General features: G+C 73.4%; 15 protein-coding genes. 7 read left to right on the top strand and 8 right to left on the bottom strand.

Translation table 11 applies throughout. The features are described 5' to 3' along the window. The first annotated feature begins 143 nt into the window (after positions 1–143). Entirely contained in the window at positions 144–380 is a 237-nt protein-coding gene (locus M2163_RS08335) for a hypothetical protein (protein WP_280853452.1), read from the top strand. 203 nt (positions 381–583) lie between these two features. Here M2163_RS08335 and M2163_RS08330 read toward each other — a convergent pair whose 3' ends face one another. Further along, complete coding sequence (locus M2163_RS08330) at positions 584–1,327, bottom strand: CbtA family protein (protein WP_280893597.1); 744 nt, start codon at positions 1,325–1,327, stop codon at positions 584–586. Between the two features lie 16 nt (positions 1,328–1,343). Then, positions 1,344–1,562 carry a CbtB-domain containing protein gene (locus M2163_RS08325; protein ID WP_280853454.1) on the bottom strand — a complete coding sequence of 73 codons (219 nt, stop codon included), beginning with the start codon at positions 1,560–1,562 and terminating at the stop codon, positions 1,344–1,346. Between the two features lie 251 nt (positions 1,563–1,813). Between M2163_RS08325 and M2163_RS08320 the strand changes: the two genes are divergently transcribed. After that, positions 1,814–2,395, top strand: coding sequence for a histidine phosphatase family protein (locus tag M2163_RS08320; RefSeq protein WP_280853455.1), 582 nt, complete (start codon positions 1,814–1,816; stop codon positions 2,393–2,395). Between the two features lie 196 nt (positions 2,396–2,591). Here M2163_RS08320 and M2163_RS08315 read toward each other — a convergent pair whose 3' ends face one another. Then, on the bottom strand, positions 2,592–3,473 hold the full coding sequence (locus M2163_RS08315; RefSeq protein ID WP_280893596.1) for an alpha/beta hydrolase: 882 nt from the start codon (positions 3,471–3,473) through the stop codon (positions 2,592–2,594). Between the two features lie 97 nt (positions 3,474–3,570). On the opposite strand from M2163_RS08315, the gene M2163_RS08310 reads away from it, so the two are divergent. Both M2163_RS08310 and M2163_RS08305 read left to right on the top strand, forming a co-directional pair. Continuing rightward, a complete protein-coding gene (locus tag M2163_RS08310) occupies positions 3,571–5,574 on the top strand; it encodes an AfsR/SARP family transcriptional regulator (protein ID WP_280893595.1) in 2,004 nt (667 codons plus the stop codon). 77 nt (positions 5,575–5,651) lie between these two features. Then, positions 5,652–8,639 (top strand): glycosyl hydrolase, encoded by a 2,988-nt coding sequence (locus M2163_RS08305; RefSeq protein ID WP_280893594.1) that lies wholly within the window; start codon positions 5,652–5,654, stop codon positions 8,637–8,639. A gap of 54 nt (positions 8,640–8,693) precedes the next feature. Here the strand turns inward: M2163_RS08305 and M2163_RS08300 are convergent, their stop codons facing one another. Further along, on the bottom strand, positions 8,694–9,332 hold the full coding sequence (locus M2163_RS08300; RefSeq protein WP_280893593.1) for a class I SAM-dependent methyltransferase: 639 nt from the start codon (positions 9,330–9,332) through the stop codon (positions 8,694–8,696). A 99-nt stretch (positions 9,333–9,431) separates the two neighbouring features. Here M2163_RS08300 and M2163_RS08295 point away from each other — a divergent pair, with 99 nt between their 5' ends. Beyond that, complete coding sequence (locus M2163_RS08295) at positions 9,432–9,884, top strand: flavodoxin family protein (RefSeq protein ID WP_280893592.1); 453 nt, start codon at positions 9,432–9,434, stop codon at positions 9,882–9,884. On the opposite strand, the gene M2163_RS08290 is transcribed toward M2163_RS08295, so the two are convergent. Together M2163_RS08290 and M2163_RS08285 are read right to left on the bottom strand one after the other, a co-directional pair. After that, positions 9,881–10,576: a response regulator transcription factor gene (locus M2163_RS08290; RefSeq protein WP_280897231.1), complete on the bottom strand. Its 696-nt coding sequence runs from the start codon at positions 10,574–10,576 to the stop codon at positions 9,881–9,883. The two genes, M2163_RS08295 and M2163_RS08290, sit on opposite strands and share 4 nt — an antisense overlap. Before the next feature lie 5 nt (positions 10,577–10,581). Further along, positions 10,582–11,880: a histidine kinase gene (locus M2163_RS08285; RefSeq protein WP_280853461.1), complete on the bottom strand. Its 1,299-nt coding sequence runs from the start codon at positions 11,878–11,880 to the stop codon at positions 10,582–10,584. A 218-nt stretch (positions 11,881–12,098) separates the two neighbouring features. Here M2163_RS08285 and M2163_RS08280 point away from each other — a divergent pair, with 218 nt between their 5' ends. After that, the gene (locus M2163_RS08280) at positions 12,099–12,791 is read left to right on the top strand and encodes an ABC transporter ATP-binding protein (RefSeq protein ID WP_280853462.1); all 693 of its coding nucleotides are present in this window, start codon (positions 12,099–12,101) and stop codon (positions 12,789–12,791) included. Beyond that, positions 12,788–15,136: an FtsX-like permease family protein gene (locus M2163_RS08275; RefSeq protein ID WP_280893591.1), complete on the top strand. Its 2,349-nt coding sequence runs from the start codon at positions 12,788–12,790 to the stop codon at positions 15,134–15,136. Before M2163_RS08280 ends, M2163_RS08275 begins: the two co-directional genes overlap by 4 nt. Positions 15,137–15,139: 3 nt before the next feature. Here the strand turns inward: M2163_RS08275 and M2163_RS08270 are convergent, their stop codons facing one another. Together M2163_RS08270 and M2163_RS08265 are read right to left on the bottom strand one after the other, a co-directional pair. Then, complete coding sequence (locus M2163_RS08270) at positions 15,140–16,309, bottom strand: alanine--tRNA ligase-related protein (RefSeq protein ID WP_280893590.1); 1,170 nt, start codon at positions 16,307–16,309, stop codon at positions 15,140–15,142. 206 nt (positions 16,310–16,515) lie between these two features. After that, entirely contained in the window at positions 16,516–16,887 is a 372-nt protein-coding gene (locus tag M2163_RS08265) for an ANTAR domain-containing protein (RefSeq protein ID WP_280853465.1), read from the bottom strand. Positions 16,888–17,049: the final 162 nt, after the last annotated feature.

Raw genomic sequence — 17,049 nt, 5'->3', positions numbered from 1 at the left:
CCCCGCGACGTTTCTCCGCGCGCTGAGCCGCCGGGCCGCCCGCGAGACCGATCCCTTGGCGCGTTTTCGGCCCCGGGTGGACTGACCTGTGGACGACGGGTACTCGTCAGGCTCCGGAACGACTACCGCTGGAGGAGGCCGGAATGACCAGCAGCACGGAGACCGGCGGCGCGACCGGCACGCCGGACAAGGACTACAACCTGATCTGGTACGTGGAGGCGTGCCTGAGCAACGCGCTGCGACTGGAGAGCTACATCCAGGATGCCGAGCGTGGCAAGGACACCGAGGTCGCCGACCTGTTCCGCAAGGCCCAGGCGGACAGCCGCAAGGGTGCCGAGATCGGCAAGAACCTCCTGCGCGCCCGCCTGAACGGCGGCTGACCCGGCAGGTGCGGAAGGGCCGGACAGACGGGTGTCCGGCCCTTCCGCATGCACGGACAGCGACATCTGACATCAGACATTCGCGGCCGACCTGGCCGCACCGCCGGGTCGCACGGCTCGTGCCGAGACTCGGCGCATCCATACGGCAGCTGCACGGCACCTCGTGGGTTCCGCCGGGCGCGCCCCCGGCGGAACCCACGACGTCAGGCGACGAGCGCGGAGACCTCGCCCCGGACCCGCCTCGGTTCGAGGACCCGTTCGGCCAGGTAGCCGAAGAGCAGTCCGAACGCCGCCCACAGGACGGCCTGGACGCCGAGGGACGCCAGGCGGAACTCCCACAGGTCGGTGGCCGGGAAGCCCTTGGGGGTGTTGTCCCCGGCCGGCAGGGCGACCATCGCCACCGCCACCGCGGCGACGAAGGCCACGGCTGCCGCCGTGGAGGCGTTCCAGTTGCCCCAGGCCGGGGCCAGTCCGCGGCCCAGCAGGACCGCGCCGATCCCGAGGAGCACGCTGAGCGCGATCATCAGGACGAACAGGGCGGTGCGCTGGTCGAGGCTGTCCGGGTCGCCCACCGCGGGCGGGTTCGCCGGATACTTGAGGGTGGGCACGAGGTAGACGGTGAGGAACCCGCCGAGCGCCGCGAGCCCCGCCGTCGCCCGTGCGCCGAACCGGCCGATCCGGCCCAGCGCGAAGCAGAACGCCAGCGCCATGATGCCGCCGATGGCGACCCCGAAGACGAGGACGCCGGTGGCCAGTCCGGCCGTCGACTGCACGGAACGGCTGACGAGTTCCTCGCCGTGTTCGTGGGAGCCGGCCTCCTCGAAGGCGATGGCCGCGTCCACCGGGCCCTCCCCGACCAGGTAGGCGAAGACGAAGGCCAGGACGCCGGCACCGAGTCCGGCGAGCATGCCGCGCGCCAACAGGGCGCGTACGACTGTGGAGTTCATGGTGGTCCGCCCCGCCTCAGTGGCAGGGGAAGCCGAGCAGGTGGCGTGCGTCGTGCACCCACTCGTGGACGCCCTCGCCGGAGACGAGTGCGGTGGCGCCCTGTTCGGCGCCGACGAAGTACAGCAGGACCAGCATCAGGACGCCGAAGAAGACGGCCCAGGGGACGAGCGCCCGCACCGGCAGCGGTGTGACGGCAGGGATGGTGGGCGTGGGGGCGGCAGTGGACTGCGCCATGGCGAGACCTCCTCGGGAACAACGCGTCCCGGATCGTGTGGAGCACTCGACGACGGCATTGGGTCTGACTCACCACCACCTCGTCGGCCGAGGAGTGGCACACAGTGGCGCGACCGTGCCGGGCTTGCACCGGACTTCCGTGGCGCCGTCGTCCTTGTCGTCCCAGATGGTAGGGGCAATGAGGGCGTCGGCCAACATGGCGTACGCCACCTACGATGAACCACCCCCGGTGACTCGACGAAAGGGCCCGCATGACCGTCCGGCTCACCCTGCTGTGCGCGGCCGCCCGAACGGAACGCACCGTCCGCTTCGCCGACGGTCCTCTCGACGAGCGGGCACTGCACCGGGTGCGGGCCGTCGCCGGGACCCTCCCGAAGGCCGCGACCCTCCGCACGGCACCCTCGCGGCGCTGCACCGAGACGGCCCGGACCCTCGGCTGGGAGTCCGTCACGCCGGAACCGGCGCTGCGGGACCTCGACATGGGGTCCTGGTACGGCCGCACCCTCGACGAGGTCGCGGCCACCGACGGGTCACAGCTGGCCAGTTGGCTCGCCGACCCGGGGGCGGCACCGCACGGCGGGGAGAGCGTGACGCAGCTCTGCGACCGGGTGGCCGCCTGGCTGGACGCGCTGCCGCCCGAGGCGGGGCGGATGCTGGTGGTGGTGGAGCAGGCCGCGGCGAGGGCCGCCGTGGTGCACGCGCTCGCGGCGCCTCATGAGGCGTTCTGGCGGATCGACGTCCCGCCGCTGTCCACCGTCGAACTCAGCGGCCGCGGCGGCCGCTGGAACCTGCGGATGGCCGAACTGCCGCTCAGCCCCCGCCCACCGCGGTGACGTCATGAGCGTGGCCCCTTGGTTGCGGCGGTGCCTGTGGCACGCCACCGGCACGGCCCTGGGGGAGCACGCGCCGGCCCACGCCCCCGTGGGCGTACGCGACCGAAGCCGCCCGAAGCCGTCGCGCGCACGGCCACCTGCTCGGTGTGCGTGACGGGGGACCCGGCCGGCGAGTACGGCCCGCGAGGGGGCGACCTCACCCCCGGTGCAGCAGTTCCCGCAGCGCCTTCGCCACGTCCGTCGGTGCCTCCTCCGCCATGAAGTGGCCGCAGGAGACGGTGGTGTGGTGCAGGTCGCCGGCCCACGCTCCCCACAGCGCGGTCGCCTCGAAACCGAGCGCGGCGCCCCAGTCCTGCTGGAGCACGGTCACCGGCATGCCGAGCCGGTTCCCCGCGGCCCGGTCGGCCTCGTCGTGCTCGACGTCGATACCCGCGGAGGCGCGGTAGTCGGCGACGATGGAGGGCACGGCCTCGCGGCAGGCCCGCAGGTACTCGGCGCGGACCCGCGGCGGGATCGCGCCGGGCCGGTTCGCCCACACGTCGAGGAAGTGGCCGAAGAACGCGTCCGCGCTCGCGGCGATCATCCGCTCCGCGAGACCGGGCGGCTGGGCCATGAGGTAGAGGTGGAAGGCGACCGCCGCCGACGTGCCGTGCAGCGCGTTCCACATGTCGAGCGTCGGCAGGACGTCCAGACAGGCCAGGTGGGAGACCGCTTCCGGGTGGTCGAGGCCGGTACGGAAGGCCACCAGTGCCCCCCGGTCGTGTCCGGCCAGCGCGAACCGGGGGTGCCCCAGCCGGCGCGCGAGCGTGACGACGTCGGTGGCCATGGTCCGCTTGGAGTAGGTGTGGGGGCCGTCCTCGCGCGGCTTGTCGCTGTCGCCGTAACCGCGCAGGTCGGGGCAGATCACGGTGTGGTCGGCGGCCAGGTCCGCCGCGACGTGGCGCCACATCAGATGGGTCTGCGGGAAACCGTGCAGCAGGACCACGGGGGTACCGGTCCCTCCCACGGCCACCTGGAGGGTCACGTCCTCGGCGACGGACACGCGCTGGTACTCGAATCCGGCGATGGTGGGCTTCACGGCAGGTCTCTCCTCGGTCGTACGGCGGGTGGGAGGCAGCGGCGCCGGGGCAGGTGGCGCCGAGGAACCCAGCGTCCGGGGAGCGAATGAGCAACGGATGAACGCGTGTACGTTGAGCTGTGTGCACGTGGTCGAGTTCGGGGTCCTGGGGTCGGTGTCCGCCTGGGACGGGAGCGGGGAACCGATCTCCCTCAAGGGCCCGAGGCATCGCGCCGTGCTGGCCCGCCTCCTCGTCGCCCGTCGCCGGGTCGTGCCCGTGCCCCGCCTGGTGGAGGACCTGTGGGGGCAGGACCCGCCCGCGGACGCGGTGGGCACCGTGCGGACCTTCGTCGCCGGGCTGCGACGCGCGCTGGAGCCCGAGCGGCCCCGTCGGGCTCCCGCCCGCCTCCTCGTCACCGAGGGCCCGGGCTACGCCCTGCGCGCCGACCCCGCGCACGTCGACGCCTGGCGGTTCGAGCACGCCGTGGCCGAGGCGGCCGACCTGCCTCCCGCGCAGGCGGTGCCACGGCTGACCGGGGCACTGGAGCTGTGGCGCGGCCCCGCCTACGCCGACTTCGCAGAGGAGGCCTGGGTGCGCGCGGAACGCTCCCGGCTCGCCGGGCTCCGGCTGACCGCCGTGGAACGCCGGGCCGAGGCCCAGCTCGCCCTCGGCGCCGCCGCCGACGCGGCCGCGGACCTCGACGTCCACGTGGCCGAACACCCCTGGCGGGAGGACGGCTGGCAGCTGCTCGCGCTGGCCCTGTACCGCTGCGGACGCCAGGCCGACGCGCTGTCCGTCCTGCGGCGCGCCCGGCAGCTGCTGCGCGAGCACCTCGGCGTGGAGCCCGGACCCCGGCTGCACCGCACCGAGCAGGACATCCTGCGCCACGCCGACCACCTGGCCCCGGGCGCGACGGACACGGCCGCGCAGGTCTGGGCCGAGGCCTCCGCGTCGTACGCGAGCATGGTCCCCCTGCGGGCAGGCACCCGGCTGGAGTCGACCGTGGTCCTCATGCGCGACCTCGCCGTCACCGGGGGCGGCGGGCTGGAGGCGGCGCGCCGGCATCGCGCGGCGGCGGTGGCGGCGGCCGAGCAGCTGGGCGATCCGGAGCTGACGGCCCGCGTCATCGGCGTCTACGACGTGCCCGCCGTCTGGACCCGCTCCGACGACCCGGCCCAGGCCGAACGGCTGGTGGCCGCGGCGGAACGCACCCTGCGCCTGCTGCCGGCGGGGGCCCACGAGGCGGCGCGGGCACGGCTGCTGGCCACCGTGGCGGTGGAGTCCCGCGGCACCCTCCCCACCGGGACACGCGCCCTCCAGGCGGCCCACCAGGCCGTGGCGGGCGCACGGCGGCTCGACGACGGCAACCTGCTCGTCTTCGCCCTCAACGGCCTGTTCATGCAGAGCTTCGAACGGGCCGGACTCGCCGCCCGGCGGGACGGGATCGGCGCGGAGATCACCGAAATGGCCGCACGGCACGGCCTGTTCACCTACGAGGTCCTCGGCCGGCTGATCCGGCTGCAAGCCCGTTGCGCCGCCGCCGACTTCACGGCCGCCGACCGGCACGCGGCCGCAGCCGACGCACTCGCCGAGCGCCACCGGCTCCCTCTCGTCACCGTCTTCACCACGTGGTACCGCGCCCTGCGCACCGCGGTGACGGAGCCCGTGCACCGCGGCGAGTCCGCGTACCGGGAGGCCGCCAGGTCCCTCGAGGGCGCGGGCATGCCGGGTCTGGAGCGCGGACTGCTGCCCCTCGCCCTGTTGTGCCTGCGGCTGCACCATGGCCTCCCCCTCACCGCCGACCCGCACACCGACTGGGGCCCCTACGAGCCGTGGGTGCGCCCCCTGTTGCTGCTCGCCGAAGGGCGCGACCAGGACGCCGCAGGCCTGTTGGCCGAGGTCCCTTCCCCGCCCGGTGACCTGCTGTACGAGGCGCTGTGGTGCCTGCTCGCCCGTGCCGCGATCCAGGTCGGCGACCGTGCGCTGATGCGGCGCGCCCTGAGTGCGCTCGAACCGGCCCGGGGTGAACTCGCGGGCGCGGCGAGCGGATTGCTGACCGCGGGCCCCGTGGCGGACCACCTGGACGCACTCACCGCCGCTTTCACAGTGCACGCATCTTGACCTTGGTCGAACCGCAGGCTTAGCGTTCGGGCGTTCACCGCGATTGAAACGATTCAATAGCACTTTGGGGCACCCACATGCATGAAGCCATCCCGCAGCGCGGCGGAATCTCCCGGCGCGCGGTCCTGGCCGCCGGACTGACCGCAGGCGCCGTCGCGGCGCTCGGAGGGGCGATGCCGGCCGCGGCGTCGGGAACGACCGCCGACTGGTTCGCGGCCCCCGCGCCCTCCGTACGGCCGCGATTTCGCTGGTGGTGGCCGGACGGTCTCGTCGACCCGGACGAGATCGCGCGGGAGATCGACCAGATCGCGGACGCGGGCTTCGGCGGTGTGGAGATCGCCGCCGTCCACCACAGCATCAAGGACAAGTCGGTCCTGGACACCGCGCACCACGGCTGGGGGAGCAGACCCTGGCGGGAAGGGGTCGAGGCCGCGCTGCGCCGCGCGGCGAGACGGGGGCTCACCGTCGACCTCACCCTCGGCCCCAGCTGGCCCGTCGCCGTGCCCGGCCTCACGCCCGACGACAAGGCCGCCGCCAAGGAGCTCGCCCACGGCCGGGCCGCGGTGCCCGGCGGAAGCACCTATCAGGGCCCCGTCCCGCCGCCGGTCCACGCCCCGGCCGCGGGCGTGGCCCGCCGGCAGCTCCTCGCCGTGCAGGCCGCCCGGGTCGACCCGGCCAACTCCACCCGCAAGGAGACCGGCCTCGACCTCGCGAGCGTCCGGGACCTCACCGCGACCGTCACCGACTCCACGCTGACCTGGACGGCGCCCGAGGGCGGCGACTGGGTGCTCATCTCCTCCTGGGTGCGCGGGTCAGGCCAGCAGCCCGAGTCGGGCCCCCACTCCGCCCCGGCCGCCTACGCCGTCGACCACTTCAGCCCCGCCGGCACCGCAGCGGTCACCTCCTACTGGCAGGACCACATCCTGACCCCGTCCCTGCGGCGTCTGCTGAAGGCCGCGGGCGGCTCCTTCTTCGAGGACTCCGTCGAGCTGGAGACCGACGGCCTGACCTGGACGTCCCTGCTGCCCGAGGCCTTCGAGAAGCACACCGGCCGGCCCCTGCTCCCGTACCTGCCCGCCCTCGTCCTGGACAACGGCAACCAGGTCTTCGCCTTCGAGGCCCAGCTGACCCGGCAGATCCGCCACGACTTCTGGGAGACCGTCTCCGGCCTGTTCAACCGCAACCACCTGACGGCCCTGCGGGACTGGGCGCACACCCTCGGCATGACCCTGCGCTCGCAGCCCTACGGCCTGCAGACGGACGCCATCGCCTCGGCCGCGATCCTCGACGTCCCCGAGGGCGAGTCGCTCGGCTTCAAGAACCTCGACGACTACCGCTGCCTGGCCGGCGGCCGGGACATGGCCGGGCGGACCGTCCTGTCCTGCGAGGCGGGCGCCTACAACGGCTCCGCATACAGCACGACCTGGGACCGCTTCCTGCGCACCATGGGCGGCGCCTACGCGGCAGGCGTCAACCAGACCGTCGTGCACGGCTTCTCCTACGCCACCGCCCCCGGGGTCGCCTGGCCCGGGTTCGCGGCCTTCAGCCCGTACAACGGCACCGCCGGTTACGGCGAGTCGTGGGGCCCGCGCCAGCCCACCTGGCGGCACGCCGAGGACATCTCCGGCTACCTGGGCCGGGTCCACCAGGTGCTCCAGAGCGGTACCGCGCGAGCGGACGTCGCCGTGTTCCGGCAGACCGGCTACACCGCCACCGGCATCGGCGCCTCCTGGTTCACGGCGACCGGCGTCCCGCTCGGCTGGAGCCACCAGTTCCTCAGCGGCCCCCTCCTCGACCTGCCCTCCGCCACCGTCTTTGGCGGCCGGCTCGCCCCCGACGGCCCCGCCTACAAGGCGCTGTTCGTCGAGGGCGACTTCTTCTACGGCTCCACCCCGACCCTCGCCGTCGAGGACGCCCGCAAGATCCTAGCCCTGGCCGAGGCGGGACTCCCCGTGGTCCTGTTCGGCGCCTTCGACCAGGCGCTGACCCCGGGCGTCCCCGACCAGGGGGAGACGGACCGGCTGCGCGACCTGCTCGCCCGGCTGCTCGCCCTTCCCCATGTCGTCCGGGTCACCGACAAGACCGCGATCGGCGACGCCCTCGCCGGGCTGGGCGTGCGCGCCGACGTACGGCACGCGACCGCGTCCACGCTCCTCAACGCCCACCGGGTCACCGCCGACGCGGACTTCTACTACCTCTGCAACGGCAAGCACGCCGAGACGGTCAAGCCGCCCGTGGCCGCGATCGACCACGACGTCACCCTGCGCCGCACCCGCGGCGGCCGGACGGTGCCGTATCTGCTCGATCCCTGGACGGGCGAGGCGACCCGGCTCGCGCGCTACACCGAGGACGGGGACGACCTCACCCTGCGGGTCACCCTCCAGCCCGGCCAGACGATGATCGTCGCCCTGGGACGGCCGGGCCTGTTCGGCGACCGGTACGGCAGCAGCCCTCACGCCGAGACGACCGACGCCGACGCGGTGCTGTTCACCGAGCGCGGCCTGACCGTACGCGCCCGCACGTCCGGTACCTGGACCACCCGCCTGTCCCAGGGCCGAACCGTCACCACCAGGACGCCCGCCGTGCCCGCGCCGATCACGCCGGGCCGCTGGGAGCTGGAGGTCGAGGACTGGTACCCGGGCCCGGACACCGGCCGGACCGAACGCGTCCGGCGCAGCCTCACGCTCGACACGCTCAAGCCCTGGTCGCAGATCCCCGAGCTGGCCGACTCGGCGGGCGTCGGGCGCTACCGCACCACGGTCACCCTGCCGGCCGACTGGACCTCGTCCCACGGCGCCGAGCTGGAGCTGGGGCAGGTCAGCGACACGTTCCGGGTGAGCGTCAACGGCCGACGGCTGCCCGCGGCCGACCGACTTCACCCCGTCGTCGACCTCGGCCCCTGCCTGCGGCGCGGTGACAACACCATCGAGGTCGAGGTGGCGACCCCGCTCATCAACCGGCTCAGGGTCGAGCAGCCCACCGTGTTCGGCGGAGTCGCCCGTCAGGACCACGGCCTGGTGGGGCCGGTGCGACTGGTGCCGTACGCGCAGGCGGCCGTGGGCTGACCGGCACTGCCTGAGAGTGCGGTCGTCGACCCGTCCCGTGCCGGCCGGGACGGGTCAGGCGTGTTCCCCGTGAAGAGCGCAGTACAGGAACAGATGCGGTTCGGCGGCGGCCTCGGGGTGGTCCGGGGTGAACTCCACGAGCCGCTCCGACTCCACCGTCAGACCCGCGACGCGCACCACGGCCACGACGTCTCCGGCGGCGAAGCTGGTCGCCCGGACGGGCTGGCCCATGAACTCGATCGGCAGATCCTCCACGTCGGCCGGCACGGTGGCGAGGACCAGCAGACCGCCCGGCCGCAGGGCCCGGGCCAGCCGCCCCAGGACCTCCGACTGCTCGGCGCGGGTCATCTGGAGCAGCGAGAAGTAGACGCAGACCGCGTCGAACGAGCCCTGCTCCAGCGGCAGTTCTCGGATGTCGCCGTGGCGGAACGTGGCCTCGGGCACCTGCCGGCCGGCGAGGTCGACCATGACGGGGGAGACGTCCACCCCGAGCACCTCGTGGCCCGCGGCGGCCAGTGTCGACGCGGTGGGCCGGCCGGTGCCGCTGCCCACGTCCAGGACCCGGCTCCCGGGAGCCAGCCGCCCGAGCAGCCACTCCAGCGAGGCCAGATGAGCCTCGGAACGGGCGAACGCCTTCTCGTACTCCAGGCCCAGCGCGTCGAAGACCACTGCTGCCTGCCCTCGGTCGGCCACGGCTTCGCTCCCCCCTCGCGATGTCCCGGCATCGTAGCCCGGCGGGCCCGAGTCCGGCCCGGCTTGCGGACGAAAGCAGGGGCAGGGCAGGGTTCGACCGTGGCCACCCTGCTGATCGTGCATCACACTCCCTCGCCCAACTGCCAGGCGATGTTCGAAGCCGTCGTCTCCGGGGCCACGGCACCGGAGATCGAGGACGTCCGTGTCGTACGGCGCGCGGCCCTGTCCGCCACCGCCTCGGACGTGCTGGAGGCGGACGGCTGCCTGCTCGGCACGCCGGCCAACCTCGGCTACATGTCCGGCGCCCTCAAGCACTTCTTCGACCAGGTCTACTATCCGTGCCTCGACGAGACGCGCGGTCGCCCGTTCGGCGTCTACGTCCACGGCGGCAACGACGTCACCGGCGCCCTGCGCGGCATCGAGTCGATCACCACGGGTCTCGGCTGGCGGCGTGCGGCCGAACCGGTGACCGTCACCGGCGAGCCGGGCAAGGCCGACATCGAGGCGTGCTGGGAGCTGGGCGCCACGGTCGCGGCCGGGCTGATGTCCTAGAGAGCCGTCCCCGGGGCGCCGCCCGGAGTGACGAGACCGCTCTCGTAGGCGAGGACGACGGCTTGCACACGGTCGCGCAGGTCCAGCTTCGACAGGATCCGCCCGATGTGCGTCTTCACCGTCGTCGGACTGAGGAACAAACGCTCCGCGAGCTCGGCGTTGCTGAGCCCCGTCGCCAGCAGCCGCAGCACCTCCAGCTCACGGGGGGTCAGCCCGGACAGGTCCCGGTGCGGTCCGGCCGAGGGCACCGCCTCCTCCCGCTGGGCGAAGCGCTCGATCAGGCGGCGGGTGATGGTGGGCGCCAGCAGGGCGTCCCCGGACCGCACCAGCCGTACGGAGGCCACCAGGTGCTCGGGTGTCACGTCCTTGAGGAGGAAGCCGCTGGCCCCGGCGGTCAGCGCCGCGTAGACGTAGTGATCGAGGTCGTACGTGGTCAGGATGATCACGCAGACCCTGCCGGCGGTGTCCTCGGCGAGGATGCGCCGGGTGGCCTCGATGCCGTCCATGCCCGGCATGCGGATGTCCATGAGGACGACGTCGGGGCGCGTGCGCCGTACCGCGGCGACCGCCTCCGCGCCGTCCGCCGCCTCCGCGGTCACCTCGATGCCGTCCGCGGTGAGGATCATCCCGAACCCGGTCCGTACGAGGGCCTGGTCGTCGGCGATGACGGCCCGCAGCCGGTCGCCGCCCATGTCGTTCACACCGTGCGCCACGGCACCTCCGCTCTGATGCGGAAGCCGCCGGCCAGGGTCGGACCCGCCGTCAGCTCGCCGCCGTAGACCGCGAGACGCTCGCGCAGTCCGATCAGCCCGCGTCCGTTCCCGTCCGCGGGGACCCCGTCGCGGACTCCGCCGGTGTCCACGACCTCTATCTCCAGCCGGTCGCCGGACCAGCCGACGGTGACGACGGCCTCGGCGCCCGGCGCGTGCTTGAGGGTGTTGGTCAGCGCCTCCTGGACCACCCGGTACGCCGTGAGGTCCACGCCGGGCGGCAGCGGTTCCGGGGGCAGGGAGACCGCGACCCCGACCGGCGTCCCGGCGGCCCGCACCCGGTCCACGAGGGCGTCCAACTGCCCGAGGCCCGGCTGCGGTTCGAGGCCGTCGGCGGGGGAGTCGGGGCGGCCGGTGTCCGGCGCCGCCAACAGGCCCATCACATGCCGGAGTTCGGCCATCGCGGCCCGGCCCCCGGCCTCGACCGCGAGCAGCGCCTGCTTGGACCGCTCGGGGGCCACGTCCATGACCTTGCGGGCGGCACCCGCCTGGATGACCATCACGCTCACATTGTGGGTCACGACGTCGTGCAACTCGGCGGCGATCCGTGCCCGTTCCTCCTCCACGGCCCTGCGGGTCGCCTCCTCGTGGGCTCGTTCCAGCGCCGCGAACCGGTCCCGGCTGGCCGCGAGGCGCCGCTGCCCGAACCGGACGACGCTGGCCAGCACCCCCGCCACCAGCAGCACCACCCCGGGACTCGACCAGCCGGGCAGCACCGGCTGCGTCGACCGGAAGGCCACCCCGGCAAGGACGGCGGCGACGACCAGCCCGGCCATCGCGCCCGCCCGGTGCCGGCTGTGCATCACCGCGCTGTACGTACCGATCACGCAGGTCAGGACGTTGATCCAGGAGGCGTCGTCGCCGATGGCCAGCCCCGCGCAGAGCACCACCGCGAACACGGTCAGCGGATACCGCCGACGTGCGGCCAGCGGCAGCGCCGACAGCACCACCAGGACCCAAGGAGGTGCGGCGGCCGGGTCCTCGATCCGCGCGCCCGGGATCTCGGGAGGCATGGGCGGCACCGGCACGCCGTTCTCGAACCTCGACACCCGCACCGGCCCGTCGCCGGGATAGCGCGACGCCACCACCAGCGCGACCACCGTCAGCAGCACGGCCAGTGACACGTCGAACCACACCGACCGCCGTGACAGCGCGGCACCCTTCGCCTCCGGCCGCAGCGCGAAACGCACCTGCCGACGCCATCCCCGCAGGTACTCCGTCTCCATGCGCCCATTGTCGCGGGCCCGGCGTCGGCGGCGCGTCCCTCCCTGCGGTCAACGCCCCCTCCGGCGGGCGTACTTCGCAGGGATGACCCCGTCCGCGGGTCCTCCGCACGGAGGGCGGTATGTCGGTGCCCCGGCCGACGCGCCCGGCACCCGTCCTTCCCTACCTTCACCAGGCCGGCAAGGACACGACCCGACGACGGACAGGACGGGCACCTCCCATGACCGCAGTGATCGAACTGAAGGGCGTGGCCAAGCGCTACGACGACGCCGGCGCACCCGCGCTCGGACCGCTCGACCTCTCCGTCGCCCAGGGCGAGGCCCTCGCCGTGACCGGTCCTTCCGGCAGCGGCAAGTCCACGCTGCTCAACCTCGTCGCCGGCCTCGACAAGCCGACCGAGGGCACCGTGACCGTCGCGGATCGGCAGGTCGACCGGCTCGGAGAGCACGCCCTGGCCCGGTTCCGCCGGGAACGGATCGGCATGGTCTTCCAGTTCTTCAACCTCCTCGACGACCTCACCGTGCTGGACAACATCCGGCTTCCCGCCCAGCTCACCGGGACCTCCCGGCGAAGGACCGAGGCGCGGGCGCACGAGCTCATGACGGTCCTCGGCATCGAGAAACACGCCCGCGCCTACCCCGGCAGACTCTCCGGCGGCGAACGCCAACGCGTCGCCGTGGCAAGGGCGTTGGTGAACCGCCCCGCCCTGCTGCTCGCCGACGAACCGACCGGCGCCCTCGACAGCGCCTCCGGGCAGGACGTCCGGGAACTCCTCGTCGACCTGCACCGCGGCGGCCAGACCATCGTGCTCGTCACCCACGACCTCGCCCTGGCCGAGGCCTGCGCGAGCCGCACCATCCACCTGGTCGACGGCCATGTCGCCCTCGATTCCCGCGCCGGGGCCGTGCGATGACCGGCCCGCTCGTCCGCGTCGTACGCTCCGGGGTGGGCCGGCGCCGGGTGCAGACCGTCGTCATCGCCATCGCCACGATGATGGCCGTGGCGGCGGCCGTGGTCGCCGGTTCCCTCATGGTCGTCTCGGACGCGCCCTTCGACCGCGCCTTCGCCGAGCAGCACGGCGCCCACCTCATCGCCGAGTTCGACCCGGCCAAGGCCGGTGCCGCACAGCTCGGGGCCACCGGGAAACTGGCCGGAGTCACGGCGAGCGCAGGACCGTACCCCACCACGATCCTGCGGGTCACCGACTCCGCCGGCCGTCAGCCCCCGGCCATGACCCTGGTCGGCCGCACCGGCCCGCGCGCCGCCGTGGACGACCTGGACCTCACGGCCGGCCGGTGGGCGCGGAAACCGGGCGAGGTCGTACTGAGCTCCGCCTACCAGGGGCCCGCCTTCGGGGTGGGCGACACCCTGACGGCGTCCGGCACCACGCTCACCGTCGTCGGTTTCGCCACGTCGGCCAGCAGGACCGCCGACGTGTGGGCGACTCCCGCACAGGTCAGGGCACTCGCCGCGAAGGACACCCCGGTCAGCAGCCAGATGCTGTACCGCTTCGACGCGGCGGGCTCGAAGGGCGACATCGCCGCGGACCGCAAGAAGCTCCTCGCCGCCGTGCCCGCCGGAGCGCTCCTCGGCACCCAGTCGTACCTCGACACCAAACGCGCCGCCGACCAGGGCGCCGCCCCCACCATCCCGTTCCTGGTCGCCTTCGGGGTCCTCGGCATCGTCATGTCGGTGATCATCGTCGGCAGCGTCATCAGCGGCGCGGTCGGCACCGGCCTGCGCAGGATCGGCATCCTCAAGGCCATCGGCTTCACCCCGCGCGAGGTGGTCCGCGCCTATGTGGCCCAGGCGCTCGTCCCGGCGAGCGTGGGCATCGCGCTCGGAGTCGTCCTCGGCAACCTGCTGGCCGTACCCCTCCTCGACGACACCGAGCAGGCGTACGGCACCGCCGGCCTGTCCGTCGCCTGGTGGGTGGACGTCGTGGTCCCCGCCGGCGCGTTGCTGGTCGTGGGGATCGCGGCCTTCGTCCCCGCGCTGCGCGCCGGGCGGCTGCGCACGGTCGAGGCCATCGCGGTCGGCAGGGCCCCCCGCACCGGACGCGGTCAGTGGGCGCACCGCGCGGCGGGCCGGCTGCCGCTGCCCCGAGCGGTGACCTACGGCCTCGCCAGCCCCTTCGCGCACCCGGTCCGTACCCTCGCGATGCTGCTCGCCGTGGCCTTCGGCACGATCGCGGCGACCTTCGCCGTCGGGCTCACCTCCTCACTGAACGAGGTCAGCGCCGTACAGGACCCCGAGAGCCGTTCAGCGGTCACCGTCTTCACCGGCGGGCCGTCCGTCGCGGGCGGTGAGCACATCCCGGCGCCGGGCACCCCGGTGCCCGAGCCGGCCGACCCGGCGAAGGTGAGCGCCGCGATCGAGGCGCAGGCGGGGACCGCCTCGTACTACGGGGTGGGCCAGCAGGACGCCACCGTGGCCGGGGTCTCCGGAACCGTCCGGGCGACCCTCTTCCAGGGCGACTCCACGCGCGGCGGTTACGCCATGATCTCCGGGCACTGGCTCACCGGCGCCGGCCAGGTCGTGGTGCCCGGCCGGTTCCTGGACAGCACCGGCACCGAGATCGGCGACACCGTACGCGTGAGCGTCGGGAAGGAGACGGCGACCCTGCGGATCGTCGGGGAGGCCTTCGGCACCTCGGACGACGAGCTGGAGATCCAGGCGAACCTCGCGGACTTCCCCGCGACCGCGCCCCAGCAGTTCATGGTCGACGTGAAACCGGGCGTCACCCCGGCCGCGTACGCCGAGAAGCTCGCCGCGCAGGTCGAGCCCCTCGGCGCCGACGCCCGCGCCAACTCCCCTTCCCAGCAGGACAACTTCGTGTTCATCCTCAACACGATGGCCGTGCTCCTCACCCTGATGCTGGTCAGTGTCGCGGGCCTGGGCGTCCTCAACTCGGTCGTCCTGGACACCCGGGAGCGCGTCCACGACCTGGGCGTGTGCAAGGCGCTCGGCATGTCGCCCCGGCAGACCGTGAGCCTCGTCCTCGCCTCGGTGGCCGGCATCGGCGTGCTGGGCGGTGTCGTCGGCGTCCCCGCCGGCTACGCGCTGCACGGGTTCGTGCTCCCGGTGATGGGACATGCGGCGGGCACCGAACTGCCCAGGTCCGTCCTGGACGTGTACGCGACGCCCCAGCTGGTCCTGCTGGGCCTGGCCGGTCTCGCCATCGCCCTGCTGGGGGCGCTGCTCCCGGCGGCCTGGGCGGCCGGGGCCCGTACGGCGACGGCCCTGCGCACCGAGTAGCCGTCACCCCTCGCCACGCAGGGTCAGCACCAGGTCGCGGGGCAGACCATGGGTGTCGTGGAGGTAGTCGTAGTCCTCCTCGCTCAGCGGCCCCCGGTACCGCGGCCCGGACAGCAGCCGCCTGCCGCGCTCCAGCAGATCATCGAAGCGGCGTTCCTCCTCCAGCAGCACGTCCCGCACGAGATCCGTACCGCGGTCGGTGCGGAAGTGGTCCAGCGTGTGCTGGAGGAGCCCCACCGGCAGGTCGGCGAGGGTGCGGGAGGGGTCGTCGCGCCGCAGGGCGGTGAGCAGGCGGCGCACGACACGGCGCAGGACGTAACCCCGGCCGGTGTTCGACGGCCGCACCCCGTCGCCGGCCACGACGACGGCGGAGCGCAGATGGTCGCAGACCAACCGCAGTGACGGTCCGTCGAGCGGCCACAGGGGCGGCAGCAGCCGCATCCAGGGTTCGAACAGATCGGTCTCGTAGACCGAGTCACGGCCCTGCAGGACGGTGACCAGGCGCTCCAGCCCCATCCCGGTGTCGACGCCGAGGCGCTCCAGGGGCTGGAGCGAGCCGTCGTCGAGGCGTCGGTAGCGCATGCCGACGTGGTTCCAGATCTCCACCCAGCGCGGATCGGTGGTGGGGGTTCCGCGGGGCGGGGTGCCGCCGGTCCACACGAAGATCTCCGAGTCGGGGCCACAGGGCCCGACCGGGCCGTTGGACCACCAGTTGTCCTCCCGGGTGAGCTCCACGGGGACGCCCAGCTCCTCCCAGGTGCGCTGGGATTCCAGGTCGGGGCCCACCTGCTCGTCACCGCCGAAGACCGTGACGTGGAGCCTCTCGCGGGGGATCCCGAAACCGTCACGCAGCAGCTCGTACCCCCAGCGCAGGCTCTGCGAGTGGCCGTAGTCGCCGAGCGACCACGAGCCGAGCATCTCGAACACCGTCAGGTGCGTGGAGTCACCGACCTCGTCGAGATCGGTCGTGCGCAGGCAGCGCTGCACGTTGACGAGACGGCGGCCCCGCGGATGCGGGCGGCCTTCGAGGTGGGGGGTGAGCGGATGCATGCCCGAGGTGGTGAACAGCACCGGGTCCCCGGGCGGTGGCAGCAGCGTGCTGCCCGTGATCAGGTGGTGTCCGCGCTCGCGGTAGAAGTCGGTGAAGACGCGCAGGGTGCGGTCGGTGTCCATGGTGTGGTCCTTCGGGTCTCAGGACCGGAAACGACCATGGAACGGCGGGCCCCGAAGCCCCGCACCGGCGGTCCGTTTCCGGCCGCCGGGGGAGAGGGGTGAGGTCAGGCGTCGGCAGCCGGTGAGCTGGTCGCTCGCGCGGCTGCGGTGCTGGTACGCCTGAGGTGCTTCATGTGATCAACGGTACGCACCGGCCCGTCGGCGCGTCACTCGGTTTTCCCGGAGAGGGCCCCGCCACGGCCCTTGCACCGCTGTTCCGGCCGCACCAGTGGTCGGCCACCGTGCACCGCGCGTGCCTCGACCAGCGCGGCGCGCAGGGCCCGGCGGATCTCCGCGGGCAGGCCGCCTGCCTCGGGCCAGCGCACCACGTGTCGCGCTACGTCCCGCAGCTTGGTGTTGGTGTGCTGGGACACGGTCTTGAGGACCTCCCACCCCTGCTCGGGACGGAGACCGCTGAGGGCGATGACGACACCGATCGCCTGGTCGACGACGGCGTGCGAGACAAGGGCCTGCCGGAGCTGGGCGACTTCCTCCTGAAGTTTCTCGACCTGCTCAGCCGGCTCTTCGTGTTGCGTCATCCACCGTCCTGTCGCCCTCTCCCCCTGTTGCCCGGCGACTCCTACGGACGCCGTCCGTCCAGCCTGCACGCCCTGGCTCGCCGACGACGAGCCGACGGACGCACGCCGTGTGACCTGGCAGGACAGAAAACGAAACGCCACCCGCAGCATCGGGACATTCGC

This window comes from Streptomyces sp. SAI-135, assembly GCF_029893805.1.
Taxonomy (GTDB): Bacteria; Actinomycetota; Actinomycetes; order Streptomycetales; family Streptomycetaceae; genus Streptomyces.
Note: the sequence above shows the minus strand (reverse complement) of the source record. Positions and strands in the feature narration are given on the sequence as shown.

Coding starts and splice junctions, on each gene's coding strand:
- M2163_RS08285 (WP_280853461.1), bottom strand. CDS start 11,880: ATGGAGACGGAGTACCTGCGGGGATGGCGTCGGCAGGTGCGTTTCGCG.
- M2163_RS08305 (WP_280893594.1), top strand. CDS start 5,652: ATGCATGAAGCCATCCCGCAGCGCGGCGGAATCTCCCGGCGCGCGGTC.
- M2163_RS08320 (WP_280853455.1), top strand. CDS start 1,814: ATGACCGTCCGGCTCACCCTGCTGTGCGCGGCCGCCCGAACGGAACGC.
- M2163_RS08265 (WP_280853465.1), bottom strand. CDS start 16,887: ATGACGCAACACGAAGAGCCGGCTGAGCAGGTCGAGAAACTTCAGGAG.
- M2163_RS08270 (WP_280893590.1), bottom strand. CDS start 16,309: ATGGACACCGACCGCACCCTGCGCGTCTTCACCGACTTCTACCGCGAG.
- M2163_RS08275 (WP_280893591.1), top strand. CDS start 12,788: ATGACCGGCCCGCTCGTCCGCGTCGTACGCTCCGGGGTGGGCCGGCGC.
- M2163_RS08335 (WP_280853452.1), top strand. CDS start 144: ATGACCAGCAGCACGGAGACCGGCGGCGCGACCGGCACGCCGGACAAG.
- M2163_RS08310 (WP_280893595.1), top strand. CDS start 3,571: ATGAACGCGTGTACGTTGAGCTGTGTGCACGTGGTCGAGTTCGGGGTC.
- M2163_RS08290 (WP_280897231.1), bottom strand. CDS start 10,576: ATGGGCGGCGACCGGCTGCGGGCCGTCATCGCCGACGACCAGGCCCTC.
- M2163_RS08280 (WP_280853462.1), top strand. CDS start 12,099: ATGACCGCAGTGATCGAACTGAAGGGCGTGGCCAAGCGCTACGACGAC.
- M2163_RS08330 (WP_280893597.1), bottom strand. CDS start 1,327: ATGAACTCCACAGTCGTACGCGCCCTGTTGGCGCGCGGCATGCTCGCC.
- M2163_RS08325 (WP_280853454.1), bottom strand. CDS start 1,562: ATGGCGCAGTCCACTGCCGCCCCCACGCCCACCATCCCTGCCGTCACA.